The sequence below is a fragment of the Bacillus sp. SYZHCR11 genome (genome assembly GCF_057196865.1).
In genome coordinates, this window is record NZ_JBXUND010000001.1 from 1,137,563 (window position 1) to 1,154,166 (window position 16,604).

Sequence of the window (16,604 nt, forward strand, 5' to 3'; positions counted from 1 at the left end):
TTCTTTGTCTATCAAATGGATGAACACCTTTTAATGGGAGGACCCCTTTTTGAAATGCGCCCGACTGAATAACCGAACGATACATTTACATACATATTCTAGAGAACATTACCAATTCCTTTTTGAAGAAGCTCAGAAAGGAAATATTTTTTGCGCACATTGTGACCAGCCTGTCTTGATGCGGCTTTCGATTTTAGAGCAGCCGGCATTTTATCACCGGCAAAAGGGAGACTTCACCGCCTGTGAAAAAGCATGCGCCGCCGAGGAACCACAAGCGGAGAAAGAAAAAGAAGAGTATAAGGAGGCAGGCATGTTCCGCCTGCCGAAAGGAAAAGCGATTTCAGAGAATCCGAAACCGATCGTCTCAGAATGGAAAAGCCCGAAAAAAGTGCCTGCGGCCGAACCGTTTTCACCAACATCCGAGGCAGCTGATACATCTTTGTTCCCCGGCATCGGCCTGAACCGCGAACAGATGTGGGCAGTCACGGAAACGGACGGCCCCCTGCTGGTGCTTGCCGGAGCGGGAAGCGGAAAAACAAGGGTGCTGACAGCCCGCGCCGCCCATATGATTGAACACCTCGGCATTTCACCTGAGAATATGCTGCTTGTGACCTTTACGACAAAAGCCGTCGCCGAAATGAAAGAGCGGATGGCGAATGAGTACGGGCTGGCAGCCGGAAAAGTCTCCCGTCTCGTGACCGGAACATTCCACAGTTTTTTCTATAAAATACTCTATCATTATGATTCTTCAAAATGGAACGGCAGCCAGCTTTTAAAAATGGAGTGGCAAAAAGAGCAATATGTGAAAAAGGCGCTCTATGAAGAAAATTTGGATGAAAAAGAGTTTCCCGTCGACCAGGCGCTGCAGCTTATCGGCTGCTGGAAAAACACGTATCTCCCCCATGAGACCATTCCGCTTGCGGACGACTGGGAGAAAAAAGTGTACCGGCTCTACGAACATTACGAACGGCAGAAGCGGGAAAAACGGCAATTTGATTTTGATGACATGGCCCAAGGCTGTTATGAACTGTTTCAAAGCCGGCCTGATATTCTCGCGCAGTACCAAAACAGATTTTCTCATATTTTGATTGATGAGTTTCAAGATATTAATCCTGTCCAGTACAACATTATGCAAATGATCGCAAGCCCGGAGAATAACCTGTGCTGCGTGGGTGATGACGACCAATCCATTTATGCGTTCCGCGGCAGCAGCCCGTCTTTCATTCTTGATTTTCAAAAGGATTATCCGGCAGCAAAGACCATTTACTTAACGGCAAATTACCGCTCGCCGCATCCGATCGTCTCAAGCGCTCATGCCGTCGTAAAGAAAAATAAAAAACGGTATGAAAAAACACTTTCTGCCGTCAAAGACGGCGTTCACAATCCCGTGATGTTTTATCCTTACGATGAAGAAGAAGAAGCGACCATGATCGTTTCGGATATGAAAGAGAAAATTCAAAACGGGGCGAGTCCTGATGATTTTGCCGTGCTTTACCGGACAAACAGCGCCGGACGGGCCATTTATGAAAGACTGCACCAATCATCGATTCCTTATCATGCCGACCGTGGCGTGCAGACGTTCTACAGCCGCAGAATCGTACGCCAGATCCTCGCCTACTTATATGCGAGTCAGAATGAAGATGATACGGATGCGGTGAAAGATCTGCTGCCCGCCTTATTTTTAAAGCAATCCGCCCTGCAAACGTTAAAGGCGCTGTCAATCACGGAAGATTGCACGATGATTAAGGCACTGACGAAACTGCCTGACCTGAAGCCTTTTCAAATAGGAAAGATCAAGCAGATCGTTCCGTTTTTCGCAAGCATCCGGACAATGAAGCCCGTTGAAGCCATCACCTTTGCAGAAAGCAAAATGGGTTTTTCCGAGTATTTAAAAAAACGGGGCAATGAGGGAAACAAACTGGAAAAAGGCTCTGATGATCTCAGGGATGTCAAAGTGGCCGCCAAAAAATTCAAAACCATTCCCGATTTTCTTGCGCATGTCGATCATATGCGCGCCGCTGAGAATCAGAAAACCGATGAAAACGGCGTCGAACTGCTGACCATTCACCGCTCTAAAGGTCTTGAATTCAATACAGTCTATATTTTAGGCGCGGCTGACGGCTCGATCCCCCATGACTTCGCGCTTGAGACGGCGAGACAGGGCGATCCCGCTCCGCTCGAAGAAGAAAGACGGCTCCTGTATGTCGCCATGACAAGGGCCATGCAGCATTTATATGTATCTTGTCCCGCGTACAGGCGGGGAAAAACAGCGCGCAGCTCAAGATTTCTCGAGCCCCTTCTTCGGACGGACAGACGGAGCGCACTCAGGATATAAAGAACCCGGCAGATCACTGCCGGGTTCTTCTCACATAAAAAGGCCTTTTTAGCAAGGCCGGCTGACGCCTATTTATTGTTTAACATTTTAGAAATGGTGCCAAAATCAAGTTTCTCTTTACCGCTTGTAATCGATTGAACGATTTTATCTTCCAATTCTTTCGGAACACGCTTGTTAGCCAGCTGGGACACCTTCTGAATGACGCCTCTCACCGTGTTTTCATCTTTGAAATTGGCATTTTGCAATGATCCTGCAAGGTTCATGACATCCTTCATGCTGACGCCTGTTTTCTTCTCAATATTTTTGAAAAATTGATTATCCATGGTGTGCCTCCTTTTGTGGAGTAATACGATATTGTATGAATAAAGGGCGGAACGTGTGCCCGTAAGACAAGGAAAAAATTCCGCATCTCCTTCTCTATCCTTCATACATTAGGGAAGCACGGGACTGAACGGTCCCGCGCTTATCCAAAGTCTTGCTAAGGTTTAGCCAAAAAAGGATGCACCGACAATGATCAGAAGGATGAACAATACGACAACAAGAACAAATGTTGATCCGTATCCGCCTCCGACATAGCCGCCTCCGTATCCGCAGCCGCCGCCGCAGCCGTAACCGCCGTAGCCGCCGCCGAATCCGCCATATCCGAATCCCATATTTAAGCACCTCCTTTACTCTCTATACTCTATGTGAGCCGACTTGTTTGGCTTGGATAAATGCATAGGGCCGGTGCGGATTTCATTTCATTTTATTGAGAATGCTCATTTTTCTTCAGTTTCGCTTCTGTTTCGGCGGCAAACACATCTATCCATTCCTCAAAGCGCGATCCCGCTTCATCAAACTCAGACAGCTGTTTTTCAATAGATAAGATATAGTTGTCATGCTCCCGCTGATTTTGATTGTGCCGGCGGTATTTACCGTTTATGAATGATTCAAATATATTCATAACATCCCCTCCTCCTATGATCTATGCCGGACAGAGGCCGGCGTTCGGCAAAAAACAAAAAAACCGGAAGCTCCGGTTTTTTTTTGAAAACGGCTATTTCGGTTTTTTCTTTTGGCCGCAGCCGCAGCCTTTTTTCTTAATTTTTTTTTCGTAAGGCTGATGCACAGTTGATTTGTATGGAGAGTGTTGGGAAGGTTTGCTTGATTGATTCATGGTGATCCTTCCTTTCCTTATGTCATATATGCCAGTTTATGCCGAAAGTGACGGTAAGTTGCTGGTGGAACCGCCTTATTCCTGCAGAAGACGAGAAACCGCAGCTTCAATGATCCCGGCCGCGCCGGCTATGGCTAACAGCAAAATCAGCCATTGCGCAGCCTCGGGGATCACAATCTGCGCCGCAATTAAAAAGGCGGCGCACCATACGCCCGTACACCAATAGCAGCTGAGAAGTTCACCGATAAATGCCCTGATGCCTTTTCCTTTTATGACAATGTAGGTTTCTGTCGTGCCGTCGGGTGCGGTTTCTGTTTTTTCCTCGTGAAAAAGGCTCCGAAGCGGCGCCATAATGGTGTCAAATACGAAAAGCCTGGCCAGCCGGAAAACGGCAAACGATAACAGAATAAATGAAAGCCAATTGATAACCACCTGTTCACTCCTTTTCAAAACTTGACCTCTTTATACATATGCGAAAACCCTGATCTTCATGAATCGCACCTTGTCCGGTAAAAAAATAGGTGCGGTTTAGTTGTTTTTCTTATTCCGCTCGGCGTTTCATTTGCATTATATAGAGTATGAATGAGAAAGGAGTGAAGGTTATGTCGTTTGAAGAAAAAGTCGAAACACTGCAACCGCAAATATACGAACAATTATCCAACGAATTCGAGCAGACGATCGAAGTGATTGATTGCGAAAATGTCACAATAGATACAACACATATAACGGCCGCTCTTTCTATACAAGCCTCAGTTACTACGGCGATTATCCTCGCGACACAGCTCGCGATCGCAGATGAAGACACAGCCGACCAAATCGCAACCGAACTGCTGATCCTGGATGATTGCCAAATAAAAAAGAGGACCGTCATTCAAGTCCTGAACAGCCGCAATATTAAAATCACACTGACAGCAGACGATATCATGGCCTTTGTACAAATTTTGTTTCAATTATTAAATATACTTTTTGCTGAACTAGACATCCTTTAACCTTTCTTTTCAAATATTTAAATAGAGGTGAGAACAAATGGCAGATAACGAAAAATTAAAAAAAGAACTCGAAAATCTACCAGAAGTGGATCCGCTTTTAAAGGTGCTTGTCAGCAATGTCTTCAAAAAACACGGCGTGACAAAGGATAAAATGCGGGAAATCCCTGATGAAGAAAAAGAAATGCTGATCGCATTAGTCAAAGACATGCAGGCGAAAACAGAAGCTTTTCTTGAAAGCCAGAAACAGAAAAAAGAGCAGGAAAAAGCGCAAGAACAGCAGACAAATCCGCAAACCCGCAGAGAACAATTAATCGAACAGCTCCGGCAAAGACGCCAAAATCCCGGTCAATAACTAAAAAATAGTGATTTTTATCAGGATAGATGCCTGAGTCAAAATAAGGGGCCGGCTCATTTAATAATAGTAAAAGAAAAGGAGGAATAGATATGGAAAGCAGACCATACTCTTGGGTTGCACTTGATCCTGAATGCGAACATCCGCGAGAAGAAAAAGAAGAAAAAGAAGGAAGAAGATGCAGTGTTTGCTGTAACGGACATGGATTTGGCGAAGATAATGCCTTCCTTGACCAAGACCTGGCTCAGGCGAATATCAACAAACAAGTTTCTGAAGAAGCGATTATTATCAGAGACTCTTGTGATATTAACGTAACGTCAACAGACGTTCAAGCAGTCGCTTCAGTCATGACAGCGATTAATGCAGCAGTCGTAACGGCCACTCTCACTTCAATTGCTGACGGAGTCATCGCTGAATTGGTCGCACAAGACTTATTGCAGCTAACAGCTAACAAACAAATCAACCGTCAAAAATTGCTCATCGAAAACTCCCGCGGCGTAAACGTGACAACAGTAGATGCCGATATCGCAGTGTTGATCTCAACAGCGACAAATTTACTGATTGCCGTCTTAGTCATCACCCTTGTCCTCTAAAAAGAAAAAGCAGAGCTAAAAATGCTCTGCTTTTTCTTATTTTCTCCGCATATGATGAATATATAGACGTTCACCCACACCAAGTGAGGCTCGCGTACATATGTTGTTAAAGACAAAAGTCAAATACCCTAAAAGAAGGAGCTGAAATCCATGAGCTGCGGAAAACACCATGGCCGAGATGAAAGTTGTGTATGCGATGCAGTCGAGAAGATTTTAGCAGAACAAGAGGCTGTTGAAGAACAATGCCCGACTGGATGCTATACCAATCTGTTAAGCCCGACGGTTACCGGTAAAGATACCATCCCGTTTCTCTTGTTTGATAAAAAAGGCGGTTTGTTCTCCACATTCGGGAACGTCGGAGGATTTGCGGATGACAGCCAGTGCTTCGAGTCTATTTTCTTCCGGGCAGAAAGAGTTTGTGATTGCTGCGCAACGCTTTCAGTATTGCGCCCCGTAGATGTGCACGGCGACACCCTCAGCGTCTGCCATCCTTGTGACCCGGATTTCTTCGGTTTAGAAAAAACAGATTTTTGCATTGAAGTTGATCTGAGCTGCTTCAGCGCCATTCAATGCCTTTCACCGGAGCTTGTTGACCGGCCTGAGCCGCACAAAGAGAAAAAGCATCACGGATAGTCATTGATTCGCATCTTTCCTAAAGAAGAATCCCCTTCCAACCTTCTATTACAGATGCAATCATCAGCCCGCCCGGACTTCCGGGCGGCTGACTCTCCGATATCGTTTAATCCGGTATATAAAACGTGAAGTCAGGAGGGATATTATGAGCAAGCATACAACATACTGTGTGCGTGAAGCGGTAGAAAATATTGAAGACCTGCAAAATGCGGTCGAGGAAGATTGCCCGGCCGGATGCTATTCCAACCTTTTATCGCCGGGTTTTTCATTAGGCGATACAGTGCCGTTTGTACTTTTCACTTCTAAATCATCACCGTTTACCGCATTCGGAAATGTCGGCGAGCTGGATAACGGTCCGTGTTTTAACACCGTTTTTTTCAGAGTTGAAAGGGTCTGTGACGGCTGTGCCACATTAAGCCTGCTTATTGCTTTTGACGAGCATAAGCACATTCTTGATTTTACAGATAAAGACTCTCTCTGCGATGTATTCCGTTTAGAAAAAACGAACTATTGCGTTGAAGTCGATCTCCATAGCTTCTGCGCCATCAATTGCCTGAACCCGAGACTGATCAACCGCACACATTCTTAAATCAAAAAGCATAAAAATAAGCTGCCGGATTAAAGAATTCAGGCAGCTTTTTGTATGGTTAAAATCCAAGCGGATGCAGCGAGGTAATATCGTCTATTGCGAGTTCTGCCGGCGCTCCGTTGCTTGTCGTCCGCAGGAAGATCGCATTATTTTTTCTTCCGACGATTACGCCTCTGTAGGTTTTCCCGTTGGCTTCTATCAGACAAAGGGTCCGCGGCATATTATGCGGCAGCTTCGTTAAGAAATCAATTTTTTCAAGAATGGACATTCTGCTCATCGGCTTTTTCACGCGCTTTGGCGGAACCTTTTCCTCTGGGGCGGCATTGTGAACCGCTTCAGGCTCTTTTTCAGCGGCGTCAGGCTCTTTTTTAGCGGCGTCAGGCTTGGCAGTGTCCTGCTCCGCTTGCGCCGGAACTTCTTGAACGGCTTCTTCTGAGCGGCTGTGCTGTTCAGGTACTTGCTTTTCTGGTTCGACAGCCACTGCTCCTTCAGGCTGAGTTTTACATTCTTCCTCCCGCTTTCCATGCATCGGCTCTTCTTCCGGCGGCTGCGGCGCTTTCCTTTTTTTGATTAATATGTCCTGCATTGATGATTGCGTGTCTGAATAATCCGCCTGAACAATATACATGAGCGGTTTTTTTTCCGCGTTTCTGTTTTGTTTTGACATCTTCATCCCTCCGATTCTGTCATGTTTTATTTATATGACGGAATGATTAAAATCAGAAGAAAGAAAAAAGCAATCCCTGAAAGGGACTGCTTGTTATTTAACGTGCGGTAATATGGAATCCTGAATCCACATGAAGATTTTCGCCCGTGATGCCTCTTGACAGGTCACTGAACAAGAATGCAGCCGTGTCGCCCACTTCTTCAGGTGTTGTCGTGCGGCGCAGCGGCGCGCGCTCTTCAATTTCTTTCAGGATAGAGTTGAAATCACTGATTCCTTTTGCAGACAGCGTACGGATCGGCCCTGCTGAAATGCTGTTGACGCGGATGTTTTCTTTTCCTAAGTCAGCGGCTAAATATCTCACGCTCGCATCAAGAGACGCTTTTGCCACACCCATTACGTTATAGTTTGAAACGACGCGCTCTCCGCCGAGGTAAGTGAGTGTAACGATGCTTCCGCCTTCAGTCATAATCGGACGCGCCGCTTTTGCGACCGCTGTCAGAGAGTAAGAACTGATGTTATGCGCAAGCAGGAATCCTTCGCGGTTCGTATTTAAATATTCGCCGACAAGCTCTTCTTTGTTTGCGAACGCGATGCAGTGCGCGATGCCGTGAATCACGCCGACCTGCTCTTTAATGCTTGCAAAGCAAGTTTCGACCTCAGCGTCATTTGTCACATCACACGGAAGGATGATGGAATCATTTCTTTCTAATGTAGCCGCAAGGTCATGAACTGATTTTTCCAAGCGCTCTCCCGCGTAAGTGAAAATGAGGCGCGCTCCGGCTTCATGCAGCGAACGGGCGATTCCCCATGCGATACTGCGTTTATTGGCAACGCCCATCACAACGATGTTGCGGCCTTCAAGTGAGAAATTCATATGTATAAAGCCTCCTGTAATCGTCTTAAAGACATAGTTTTAGTACCTGATCTTAATTTTTATCATATCATAACCTTGTCCAGATTGAAAGCATGGGAAAAAGACCGCGGATGTTGAAGCGGTCTCTTTTTTATCTCGTCTGCAGACTGTTCCTTTTAAAGGCAAAATGATTGGTCGGGCCGTGTCCCGCTCCGATGCCGAGTGTATGTTCCACGGCTTCCCGCACAAAATTGACAGCTGTCTCAAACGCGGTCTGAATGTTTTTCCCCTTTGCCGTTTCTGCCGTCAGCGCGGCTGCGAACGTGCAGCCTGTTCCGTGGGTGTGTTTCGTGTCAATATAAGCGTGGCTGATTTGGGTAAAAGACGAACCGTCAAATAATAAATCAACGATTCTCCCCTGTTCAGGCTGATGTCCGCCTTTTATGATGACATGCTTTGCCCCAAGCTTGCAAAGGCGTTCGGCCGCTTTTTTCCGGTCCTCAAACGTGCGGATTTCCATCCCCGTCAATACCTCAGCTTCCGGAACATTCGGCGTCACCGCATAGCTGCGCGGAATTAACAGCTCTTTTAACGCGGCCTGAGATTCCTCACGCAGCAGGGAAGCGCCTCCTTTGGCAATCATGACGGGATCGGTGATGAGATGATCAAGCCCGTACTGATCCGTTTTTTCCGCAATTTCCGCAATCATTTCCGCGCTCCACAGCATTCCTGTTTTTACAGCATCAGGCCGCAAATCTTCCGCCACCGCGTCAATCTGGCTGCCCAGCGCCTCCCGGGTGAGCGGATAAATGCCGTGAACGCCCAACGTGTTCTGGGCGGTTACCGCTGTAAGGGCTGACATCCCGAAAACGCCGAGCTCCTGAAAGGTTTTGAGATCCGCCTGTATACCGGCGCCGCCTCCTGAATCTGATCCGGCAATCGTCAATGCTTTGCATATGCTCATGATGTTTTTCGCTCCTTTCACATTATCCGATCCATTTATGATAAAAAGATTTCGCTCTGCTGATATCACTTGTGCCGTGTATTAATGCTCTGCCGTCACGAAACAGTACCATCTTGAAATTGTCTGTGCAAAACGAAATTAAATACGGGTTGGCTGAAACATCAAGCCCTGCCCGTCTGAGCTGCCCAGCAAGATTTTGCAGATCAAACTGTTCGGAAATCCCCGTTCTGATCTGCACCGTGTTCCGCCCGCACAGAACCGCCGCTTTTGTCTGATTTTCAAAGGATAAAAACGGAAAATCATTTGTGCCGCAGCTTGGGCAATCAGCCGACTTAAGACGGGCGACGTTTATTTCTGACCGTTCATTTTTCCATAAATCAAAGGAACGGAGAACATGCTCGATAGATCCGCCCGTTAACAGCTTCAGCGCATCTGCTGCCTGAAAAACGGCCGTCTGCAATACAGCCGGGCTGATGATTCCCGCCGTATCGCATGTCATACCGCCTAAAGGCAATGTCTCAAGCAGACAGTGAAGGCACGGCGTGACACCGGGAATGACGGTAAAAGAGAGCCCGTAGCTGCCGACACAGGCGCCGTACAGAAAGGGAATCCCTTTCTGCACAGCCGCATCGTTCACAATCAGCCTCGTTTCAAAGTTGTCGGCGGCATCCACGATGAGGGAGGCGTCACGAATCAATCCGGGTGCGTTTTCCGCAGTGACATCCATGACAAATCCCTCGACCTCTACATCGCTATTTATAGACCGAAGCCGTTTTTCAGCCGCCGCGGCTTTCGGCATTTCCTGTCTGACATCGTCTTCGGTATAAAGCTGCTGGCGCTGGAGATTACTCCACTCCACATAATCTCTGTCAGCGATCGTTACCTTCCCGACCCCTGCTCTGACAAGCATCTCCGCACTTGCCGTCCCAAGCGCACCCGCGCCGATAATCACGGCATGAGACGACCGGAGCTTCTCTTGGCCGGTGGGACCGATCGGCTGAAACAGCTCCTGTCTGGAATATCTGTCCGTCATACCGGAAGACCGTCTCGCGGACTGCTTGCAGTTCCGTAATCTTTCACCGGAATTCTCCCGGCTTCATAAGAAAGACGGCCCGCTTCTACGGCAAGCTTCATCGCCCTGGCCATTTTGACCGGATCATCTGCGCCTGACACAGCGGTATTTAACAGCACGCCGTCAGCCCCGAGCTCCATCGCGTAGGCGGCGTCTTTTGAAGATCCGACGCCGGCATCGACAATGACCGGCACCTTCGCCTGTTCAATGATAAAGGAAAGATTCAGCGGATTTAAAATTCCCTGACCGGAACCGATCGGCGAAGCGCCCGGCATAATGGCATGCACTCCGAGCTCCTCAAGACGTCTTGCGAGCACGACATCGTCCGACGTATACGGAAGCACGATAAATCCCTCTTCGAGCAGCTGTTCTGATGCTTTCAGCGTTTCAACCGGATCAGGCAAAAGTGACCGGCTGCATCCGATGACTTCTACTTTTATCATGTCACAAAGCCCTGAAGCTTTGGCAAGCCTTGCGATTCGGACCGCCTCTTCAGCCGTTGCGGCGCCGGCCGTATTCGGCAGAAGCGTGTATTTAGACAAATCAAGCTGTTCGAGAAAGTTAGGCTGAGACTCTTCAAAGATGTTCATCCGCCGCACCGCAAAGGTTAAAATATCTGATTCCGAGACGGCCACCGCCTCTTTCTGAATCTCAAAACTCGGATATTTTCCCGTTCCTAACAGCAATCTTGACCGAAACTGTTTTCCGCCTATTGTTAACATCCTCATCCGCCTCCTACAAAATGGACAATTTCTATGACATCGCGGTCACACAAACTTGTATTTTCATAATTCTTTTTTTCAATGATTTCTTTATTTCTCTCCACAACTACGATTCTTTGGTCAAGCTGGTACGATTCAAGCAAATCCTGAACCGTCCCCTCTTTTCGATTCCAATCAATTTGTTTTCCGTTCAGCTGAAGGATCATATATGAACAGCCTCCTTGCGATCGATTCGAAACGCTTCTTCCCATTCCTGTTTAATCTGTCTTTCCATGATCATATCCCGCACCATTTCAGCCGTTGCCGGCGCCAACAGGATGCCGTTCCGAAAATGGCCGGCGGCGAAGATGATGCCGCTGTCTTCAGGGTGTTGCCCGATAAACGGCTTTCCGTCTCTTGTTCCCGGCCTGAGCCCCGCCCAAAACCGGTCTATTTTCATATGTTCGATGGCGGGAAGCATGGTTTTCGCTTTTGCAATGACGGCCTCAATTCCTCCGATGTCAGGCGTATCGCTCCAGTCGCCCTGTTTCATCGTGGCGCCGATGACAAGCCGGCCGCTTTTTCTCGGGACGACATAACAATGATCATGGTAAAGGGTTTTGGTCAGCGGGGTATCGTCATTCCACACGGAAAGGCATTCTCCTTTCACAGGAAAAAAAGGCTGTCCCAAGCCGAGCCGGCTGAAAAACCGGCCGCTCCATACACCGCTTGCAACTGCGACTTTGTCAGCATAAACATCCCCGCCGGACGTTGTGATGCAATATTCTCCGTTCACCCGTTTTACGGAGGTGACTTGTGTGTGCTCACATATGTCAGCGCCATAGCGCCGCGCTCCTTTTGCATACGCTTTGCAAACATAGTACGGTTCGACATGGACATCGTCTTTTATAAGACTTGCGCCGAGAATGTCTTTTGAAGCGTAAGGCTCTTTTTCAAGGGCATCTTCCGCTGAAAGCCAAGTGACGGAAGGCAGATCATCCATCTTCCGTAAACGGGCGATATCTTCTTCGGTATACGCCAGTTTAAGCATTCCGCCGTTATGGCGCCTGATGTCAATGCCGCTAGCTTCCTCAAGCTCTTGCCCCGCCGCTTCATACAGCCTTTGACTGTGCATGGCAAAATTAAAAAACGCATCCCGGTTTTCACATTCCGCATGAGCGCCCAGCATTCCCACGGCAGCGCTTGTCGTTTTTCGGCCGACTTCTCCAGCTTCAAACAAGACAACGTTCTGCTGCGTCTTCGCCAGCTCATAAGAAATGGCGCACCCGATAATTCCGCCGCCGATCACCGCCGTATCATAGTGCTTCTTCATAATCGGCCTCCCTTACCGCGCGTGCATACCGTTTTGCCGCCTCCTCGGGATTTTCAGCTGAGAAAATGCCTGACATGACGGCAATTCCGTCCGGCTTCGCCTGCTTTGTGTGTCCGATCGTCTGCAGTGTCATTCCGCCGATTGCGATAACGGGGATGGAAAGCGTGCGTTTGATCTCTGAAAGCAGGCTGATGCCTCTTGCTTCAAGTCCTTGTTTACATTCGGTTTCAAATATATGGCCGAACACCACATAATCCGCATCTTCCTTTTCAGCTTGGATGGCTTCTTCCAGCGAATGAACCGAACGTCCGATATGAAGATGGGGAAATCTGCTTCGCACCTGCTTTACGGAAAAGCTGCGGGACGGAAGCTGAACACGGTGTATGTTGGCAAAAAGCGCGATATCCGCCCTGTCATTGATGATCAATTTGTCCTTATCCGCACCGCCCTTTTTCAAAAGGGACAAAAGCTGCATGATCTCTCCCGCTGTTTTATCCCGCTCACGGATATGGATAAAGCTCACTTCGCGCTGAATCGATAGAATATCCTCGGCCAGCTCGGCAACGGGTTTGCGATTATCAGTTACCGCGTGCAGCTCCAAAGGATTCCACCTCTTTTCCGTCCTTCTCGGACCAGCCTTCTTTTTGATAAGCCATTCCCCAAAATTGATATTCATAATAGCTTGAAATCACAAAATTCTCTTTCATTTTCGCGCGGATTTCCTCTGTGCTGTTTTCAGCAATCTCGTCAAAACGGCTGATCTGTTCTTCGACCTGCTGTCTGAACCAGTCTCCGCCGTATGTACCGATCCATTTTTCATAAATCGGATGCTCCGGTTTGCACTCTTTTAGGTGTTCGCCGACTTCATAATAAAGCCAATAACAAGGCAGAAGCGCAGCTAATATTTCTCCAAAATTGCCGCTCATCACCGATCTGTACATATGAGACGTATAAGAATAGGCGGTCGGTGCCGGTTTAAATGCTGCACGCTCTTCTTCCGTAATTCCTAAAAGCTCCGTAAACTCGCGGTGCAGCGCCATTTCCGCTTCATATGTCCCTTGAGCGTGGCCCGCCATCCTGCCCGTCGTAAACAAGTCTTCGGCATATGCGGCGCCGAACGCCTGAACTTTTGCAAAATGCGTCAAATAGTAGGAATCTTGCAGCACGTAATAGCTGAAACGGTCTATCGGCAGGCTTCCGTCACCGATTCCCGTTACAAACGGATGAACAAAACTTCCGTCCCACCATTCGGCAGCCGCCTGTCTGCATTCTTCAGAAAATGTCATCATGTCTTCCCCCCTGATAAAATAAAAAAACCACTTTCCCGCATCGGAAAAGTGGTTTGGAATTTAAATGGATAAAAGGAACCCCAAAAAAATACCGCTCCACTTCCCTACGCAGGTCTGAACCTGTTCAAGTTATGAGGGTCTAAAAGTCTCACTTTTATCTCAGCCCTTATGAAGGACACCCCTAGTGGTCATACGATTAATGATTTATTTGTTATGCCTTCTATATTATCACGAATTGCAATTTGGTCAAGCTTCAAGGATTTTTCTCAGTTCTGACACGTAGTTGCGCGAGCCTGTGACGATGAGACGGTCTCCTGTTTTCAGCCGTGTGTCTCCGTGCGGAACGATGCTGTCCACACCTCTGAAAATCCGGACGAAAATCACATCGCCCATCAGCGGAAATTCCCGCAGAATGATGCCGTTATACGCCGGGTTTTCCAGATTGATCTGATATAACGAAGACTCCTCATTCGTCAGGAGGCTCATCACGCCCGGCGCCTCAATTAACGCGCGCAGCAGCGTTTTTGTAGACAGAAGGATAGAAAAAATACTGATGCCCTCTTCTTTCAGTTTTGTTTCATGCTCAACCGAGCCGACGCTTGCGATGATACGCTCAGTCCCTTTCTCTTTCGCCAGTAAGGCGATTTCAGCGTTCACATCTTCATTTCCCGTCGCCACGACAAGAATATCCGTTTTGAAAATACCGTGCGACTCAAGCGTGCCGGGCTCGTAATCAGAAATCGTGTCAACCGAAAAAACGGATTCCGCAAGCGTTTCCCCGGCATTTTCCTGATACACATGGACGACCCGTACTTCATATTCCTCCTCAGGCAATTCCAGCGTAACCGGGAGCGTCATTTGGTTGGCGCCGATAAATGTAATGCGCTTTTTTTCCTGCGGCGCGCTATGCCGTTTGAATAATTTCTTAAAGCCGATCGGCGTGATGATGCTGGCAATAACCGCAACTAAAGTCAGCGCGCCGGACATATTGGCGCTGATAATGTGGAGCCTTTCTCCGATCGTAGCCGCCGCGATAACAAGCGACAGCGTCGACGTCAGCAAAAAGCCCGAAGCAAACACGGTTCTTTTGTCGTACCATTTCTTTAAATAAAACACCGGGAACATTTTGCTGATAAACAGCGCAAGCAGAAGCAGCGGAATCATCGTTAATGTTTTCGGATCTTGGAAAAGCGTCCAAATATCCAATTTCACCCCGACCATGACGAAAAAGATCGGAATTAAAAACCCGTAGCCGAAGGAATCCAGCTGTTCCACCATTTCTTTATTCGGAGACAGAAGCGATACCAGAACGCCTGCCAAAAACGCGCCGAGAATATTTTCCGCCCCGAGAGATTCCGATAAAGCGACAAGCACGATAATCAGTGTGAAAATGGCTCTCGTGCCGATCTGCACAGTGCCTTTAGACATCGACTGCACAAATGAACGGTGTTTAAAGATCCTGCCGAAGAAATACAGCACGACCCCCGCTGCAAAGAGAATCAACAGAAGCCACATATTTCCGCTGTCTTCTCCGTAAAGAGAAGAGAAGAAAGCGAGCAGAATCATTGTAGCCAAGTCTGCGATAACGGCGACAAGCAGGATGATCTGGCCGATATTGGAGTTCATGATCCGTTCTTCCTTTAAAGTCGGAACCACCACACCGAGTGATATTGTTGAAATAATAAGCGTCATTAAAAATGCGTTTTGAATAAAACCGGCTAATACAAAGGCATAGGACAGCAGCAATGATAAAATAAAGATGCCGAAAAAGATAATCAGCGCGGCAGAAAACGTGTTGGGCGCTTCCTTGCCGTTCGGAAGGAATTGTTTTTTCTTCCCTTTCTCAAATGAAGAAAAATCAATTTCCAAGCCGCTTAAAAACATTAAAAAGATAAAGCCGAGAACAGACAGCGTCTCCAGCCACGTGTCTCCCTGAACGACAAGATTCAGGCCGCTTTTTCCGATAATAAGCCCCATGATGATCTCCGCGACGACGACGGGGATGCTGAGCTTAAACCGATGTAAAAGGAGCGGCGTCAAAAAAGCGACGATCAGAACGACGACTAAAGATGCGACTGATGTGTGTTCCATTTGTAAATACCTCCTTAAAACAAGGGTTATAAAAGCCCGCTTTAAGCGGACGAAACCTTACTTTTTTTAAAAACATAACGCATATTCTAACAAGGCTGAACGCGAAAAAAAAGTGATAAGGCTTTATTTCTTCAATTCTTTTTTTAATTTGTACCAAAACAGCGTAATTAGGTATAGGAATTAGCCCCATAATAAATAAAAAACCGTTAATAAGGAGGCTGAAACGAATGGCTTATGACATCATCAGCGATATACACGGATGTTATGACGAAATGATCGCCTTAATGCAAAAGCTCGGATATGAAGTGAAAGACGGAACGCCCGTCCATTCTGAAGGCAGAACGCTTGTCTTTGCGGGGGATTTAACGGACAGAGGCCCAAAATCCGTAGAAGTGATGCGTTTTGTGGCAAAAGCATATGAAAAAGGAACCGTCCGTTATGTCCCGGGAAATCATTGCAACAAACTGTATCGTTACTTAAAAGGAAACCCCGTAAAAGTGATGCACGGACTGGAAACGACGGCAGCCGAACTGAAAAAGCTGTCTCCTGCCGACAGAACGGAAGTCTCCGGACAATTTATCCGATTATATGAGTCAGCGCCGCTTTATGACATTTTACATAATGGCGATCTCGTTGTCGCCCACGCCGGCATAAAAGCTGACGATATCGGTAAATACTCGCGTAAGGTAAAAGAATTTGTTCTGTACGGCGATATTACGGGTGAAACGCATCCCGACGGCAGACCCGTCAGAAGAGACTGGGCTGCCGACTATGAAGGCAAGGCGTGGGTTGTGTACGGCCATACCCCGGTAAAACGCCCCCGGATCGTCAACCGTACGGTCAACATTGATACAGGCTGTGTCTTCGGCAATCAGCTGACAGGCTTTCGTTTTCCCGAGCATGAAACCGTCTCTGTGGAAAGCTCTATGCCGTATGATGCTTCACGATTTCGCGAGGATCACGGCAGGCAGGCATGAAAAAAAGCCC

21 protein-coding genes and 1 riboswitch are annotated in these 16,604 nt (G+C 47.6%); of the genes, 7 read left to right on the plus strand and 14 right to left on the minus strand.

What is annotated here, in order from left to right:
* Nucleotides 1-49: 49 nt before the first annotated feature.
* Nucleotides 50-2,335 carry an ATP-dependent helicase gene (locus AC2CGA_RS05095; protein WP_484480143.1) on the plus strand — a complete coding sequence of 762 codons (2,286 nt, stop codon included), beginning with the start codon at nt 50-52 and terminating at the stop codon, nt 2,333-2,335.
* A gap of 68 nt (nt 2,336-2,403) precedes the next feature.
* Here the strand turns inward: AC2CGA_RS05095 and spoVIF are convergent, their stop codons facing one another.
* The 4 genes from spoVIF to AC2CGA_RS05115 form a co-directional block, all read right to left on the minus strand.
* Nucleotides 2,404-2,658: a sporulation-specific transcription regulator SpoVIF gene (gene spoVIF / locus AC2CGA_RS05100; RefSeq protein WP_003154986.1), complete on the minus strand. Its 255-nt coding sequence runs from the start codon at nt 2,656-2,658 to the stop codon at nt 2,404-2,406.
* Nucleotides 2,659-2,820: 162 nt separating this feature from the next.
* Nucleotides 2,821-2,988 carry a YjcZ family sporulation protein gene (locus tag AC2CGA_RS05105; protein ID WP_003154988.1) on the minus strand — a complete coding sequence of 56 codons (168 nt, stop codon included), beginning with the start codon at nt 2,986-2,988 and terminating at the stop codon, nt 2,821-2,823.
* Between the two features lie 92 nt (nt 2,989-3,080).
* On the minus strand, nt 3,081-3,278 hold the full coding sequence (locus AC2CGA_RS05110; RefSeq protein WP_003154990.1) for a hypothetical protein: 198 nt from the start codon (nt 3,276-3,278) through the stop codon (nt 3,081-3,083).
* Between the two features lie 288 nt (nt 3,279-3,566).
* Entirely contained in the window at nt 3,567-3,923 is a 357-nt protein-coding gene (locus AC2CGA_RS05115; RefSeq protein WP_015388440.1) for a DUF1360 domain-containing protein, read from the minus strand.
* 170 nt (nt 3,924-4,093) lie between these two features.
* On the opposite strand from AC2CGA_RS05115, the gene AC2CGA_RS05120 reads away from it, so the two are divergent.
* The 5 genes from AC2CGA_RS05120 to cotZ all read left to right on the plus strand — a co-directional run bounded on the left by AC2CGA_RS05120 (nt 4,094) and on the right by cotZ (nt 6,647).
* On the plus strand, nt 4,094-4,480 hold the full coding sequence (locus tag AC2CGA_RS05120; RefSeq protein ID WP_003154992.1) for a spore coat protein: 387 nt from the start codon (nt 4,094-4,096) through the stop codon (nt 4,478-4,480).
* A 37-nt stretch (nt 4,481-4,517) separates the two neighbouring features.
* Nucleotides 4,518-4,832 carry a hypothetical protein gene (locus AC2CGA_RS05125; RefSeq protein WP_003154993.1) on the plus strand — a complete coding sequence of 105 codons (315 nt, stop codon included), beginning with the start codon at nt 4,518-4,520 and terminating at the stop codon, nt 4,830-4,832.
* A gap of 92 nt (nt 4,833-4,924) precedes the next feature.
* On the plus strand, nt 4,925-5,425 hold the full coding sequence (locus tag AC2CGA_RS05130; protein WP_003154994.1) for a spore coat protein: 501 nt from the start codon (nt 4,925-4,927) through the stop codon (nt 5,423-5,425).
* 150 nt (nt 5,426-5,575) lie between these two features.
* Nucleotides 5,576-6,058, plus strand: a complete 483-nt coding sequence (locus AC2CGA_RS05135) for a CotY/CotZ family spore coat protein (protein WP_003154995.1) — start codon at nt 5,576-5,578, stop codon at nt 6,056-6,058.
* Nucleotides 6,059-6,203: 145 nt separating this feature from the next.
* Nucleotides 6,204-6,647: a spore coat protein CotZ gene (gene cotZ / locus AC2CGA_RS05140; protein ID WP_003154997.1), complete on the plus strand. Its 444-nt coding sequence runs from the start codon at nt 6,204-6,206 to the stop codon at nt 6,645-6,647.
* Between the two features lie 58 nt (nt 6,648-6,705).
* Here cotZ and AC2CGA_RS05145 read toward each other — a convergent pair whose 3' ends face one another.
* The 10 genes from AC2CGA_RS05145 to AC2CGA_RS05190 all read right to left on the minus strand — a co-directional run bounded on the left by AC2CGA_RS05145 (nt 6,706) and on the right by AC2CGA_RS05190 (nt 15,617).
* Nucleotides 6,706-7,314: a CotO family spore coat protein gene (locus tag AC2CGA_RS05145; RefSeq protein ID WP_070081637.1), complete on the minus strand. Its 609-nt coding sequence runs from the start codon at nt 7,312-7,314 to the stop codon at nt 6,706-6,708.
* A gap of 97 nt (nt 7,315-7,411) precedes the next feature.
* On the minus strand, nt 7,412-8,188 hold the full coding sequence (fabI, locus tag AC2CGA_RS05150) for an enoyl-ACP reductase FabI (protein WP_139885212.1): 777 nt from the start codon (nt 8,186-8,188) through the stop codon (nt 7,412-7,414).
* A gap of 130 nt (nt 8,189-8,318) precedes the next feature.
* The gene (gene thiD / locus AC2CGA_RS05155; RefSeq protein WP_003155003.1) at nt 8,319-9,131 is read right to left on the minus strand and encodes a bifunctional hydroxymethylpyrimidine kinase/phosphomethylpyrimidine kinase; all 813 of its coding nucleotides are present in this window, start codon (nt 9,129-9,131) and stop codon (nt 8,319-8,321) included.
* Between the two features lie 22 nt (nt 9,132-9,153).
* Nucleotides 9,154-10,164, minus strand: a complete 1,011-nt coding sequence (thiF, locus tag AC2CGA_RS05160) for a thiazole biosynthesis adenylyltransferase ThiF (RefSeq protein WP_139885211.1) — start codon at nt 10,162-10,164, stop codon at nt 9,154-9,156.
* Nucleotides 10,161-10,931 (minus strand): thiazole synthase, encoded by a 771-nt coding sequence (gene thiG, locus AC2CGA_RS05165; RefSeq protein ID WP_088005363.1) that lies wholly within the window; start codon nt 10,929-10,931, stop codon nt 10,161-10,163. The genes thiF and thiG overlap by 4 nt, the downstream gene beginning before the upstream one ends.
* Complete coding sequence (thiS, locus tag AC2CGA_RS05170; protein ID WP_003155008.1) at nt 10,928-11,131, minus strand: sulfur carrier protein ThiS; 204 nt, start codon at nt 11,129-11,131, stop codon at nt 10,928-10,930. Before thiS ends, thiG begins: the two co-directional genes overlap by 4 nt.
* Entirely contained in the window at nt 11,128-12,237 is a 1,110-nt protein-coding gene (thiO, locus tag AC2CGA_RS05175) for a glycine oxidase ThiO (RefSeq protein WP_139885210.1), read from the minus strand. Before thiO ends, thiS begins: the two co-directional genes overlap by 4 nt.
* Complete coding sequence (gene tenI, locus AC2CGA_RS05180; protein WP_003155010.1) at nt 12,221-12,838, minus strand: thiazole tautomerase TenI; 618 nt, start codon at nt 12,836-12,838, stop codon at nt 12,221-12,223. The genes thiO and tenI overlap by 17 nt, the downstream gene beginning before the upstream one ends.
* Nucleotides 12,816-13,523, minus strand: coding sequence for a thiaminase II (tenA, locus tag AC2CGA_RS05185; protein WP_003155011.1), 708 nt, complete (start codon nt 13,521-13,523; stop codon nt 12,816-12,818). The genes tenI and tenA overlap by 23 nt, the downstream gene beginning before the upstream one ends.
* Before the next feature lie 87 nt (nt 13,524-13,610).
* Nucleotides 13,611-13,719, minus strand: a riboswitch (TPP riboswitch).
* Nucleotides 13,720-13,772: 53 nt separating this feature from the next.
* Nucleotides 13,773-15,617 carry a monovalent cation:proton antiporter family protein gene (locus AC2CGA_RS05190; RefSeq protein WP_046559491.1) on the minus strand — a complete coding sequence of 615 codons (1,845 nt, stop codon included), beginning with the start codon at nt 15,615-15,617 and terminating at the stop codon, nt 13,773-13,775.
* A gap of 227 nt (nt 15,618-15,844) precedes the next feature.
* On the opposite strand from AC2CGA_RS05190, the gene prpE reads away from it, so the two are divergent.
* A complete protein-coding gene (gene prpE / locus AC2CGA_RS05195) occupies nt 15,845-16,594 on the plus strand; it encodes a bis(5'-nucleosyl)-tetraphosphatase PrpE (RefSeq protein WP_349686134.1) in 750 nt (249 codons plus the stop codon).
* The last annotated feature ends 10 nt before the right edge of the window (nt 16,595-16,604 follow it).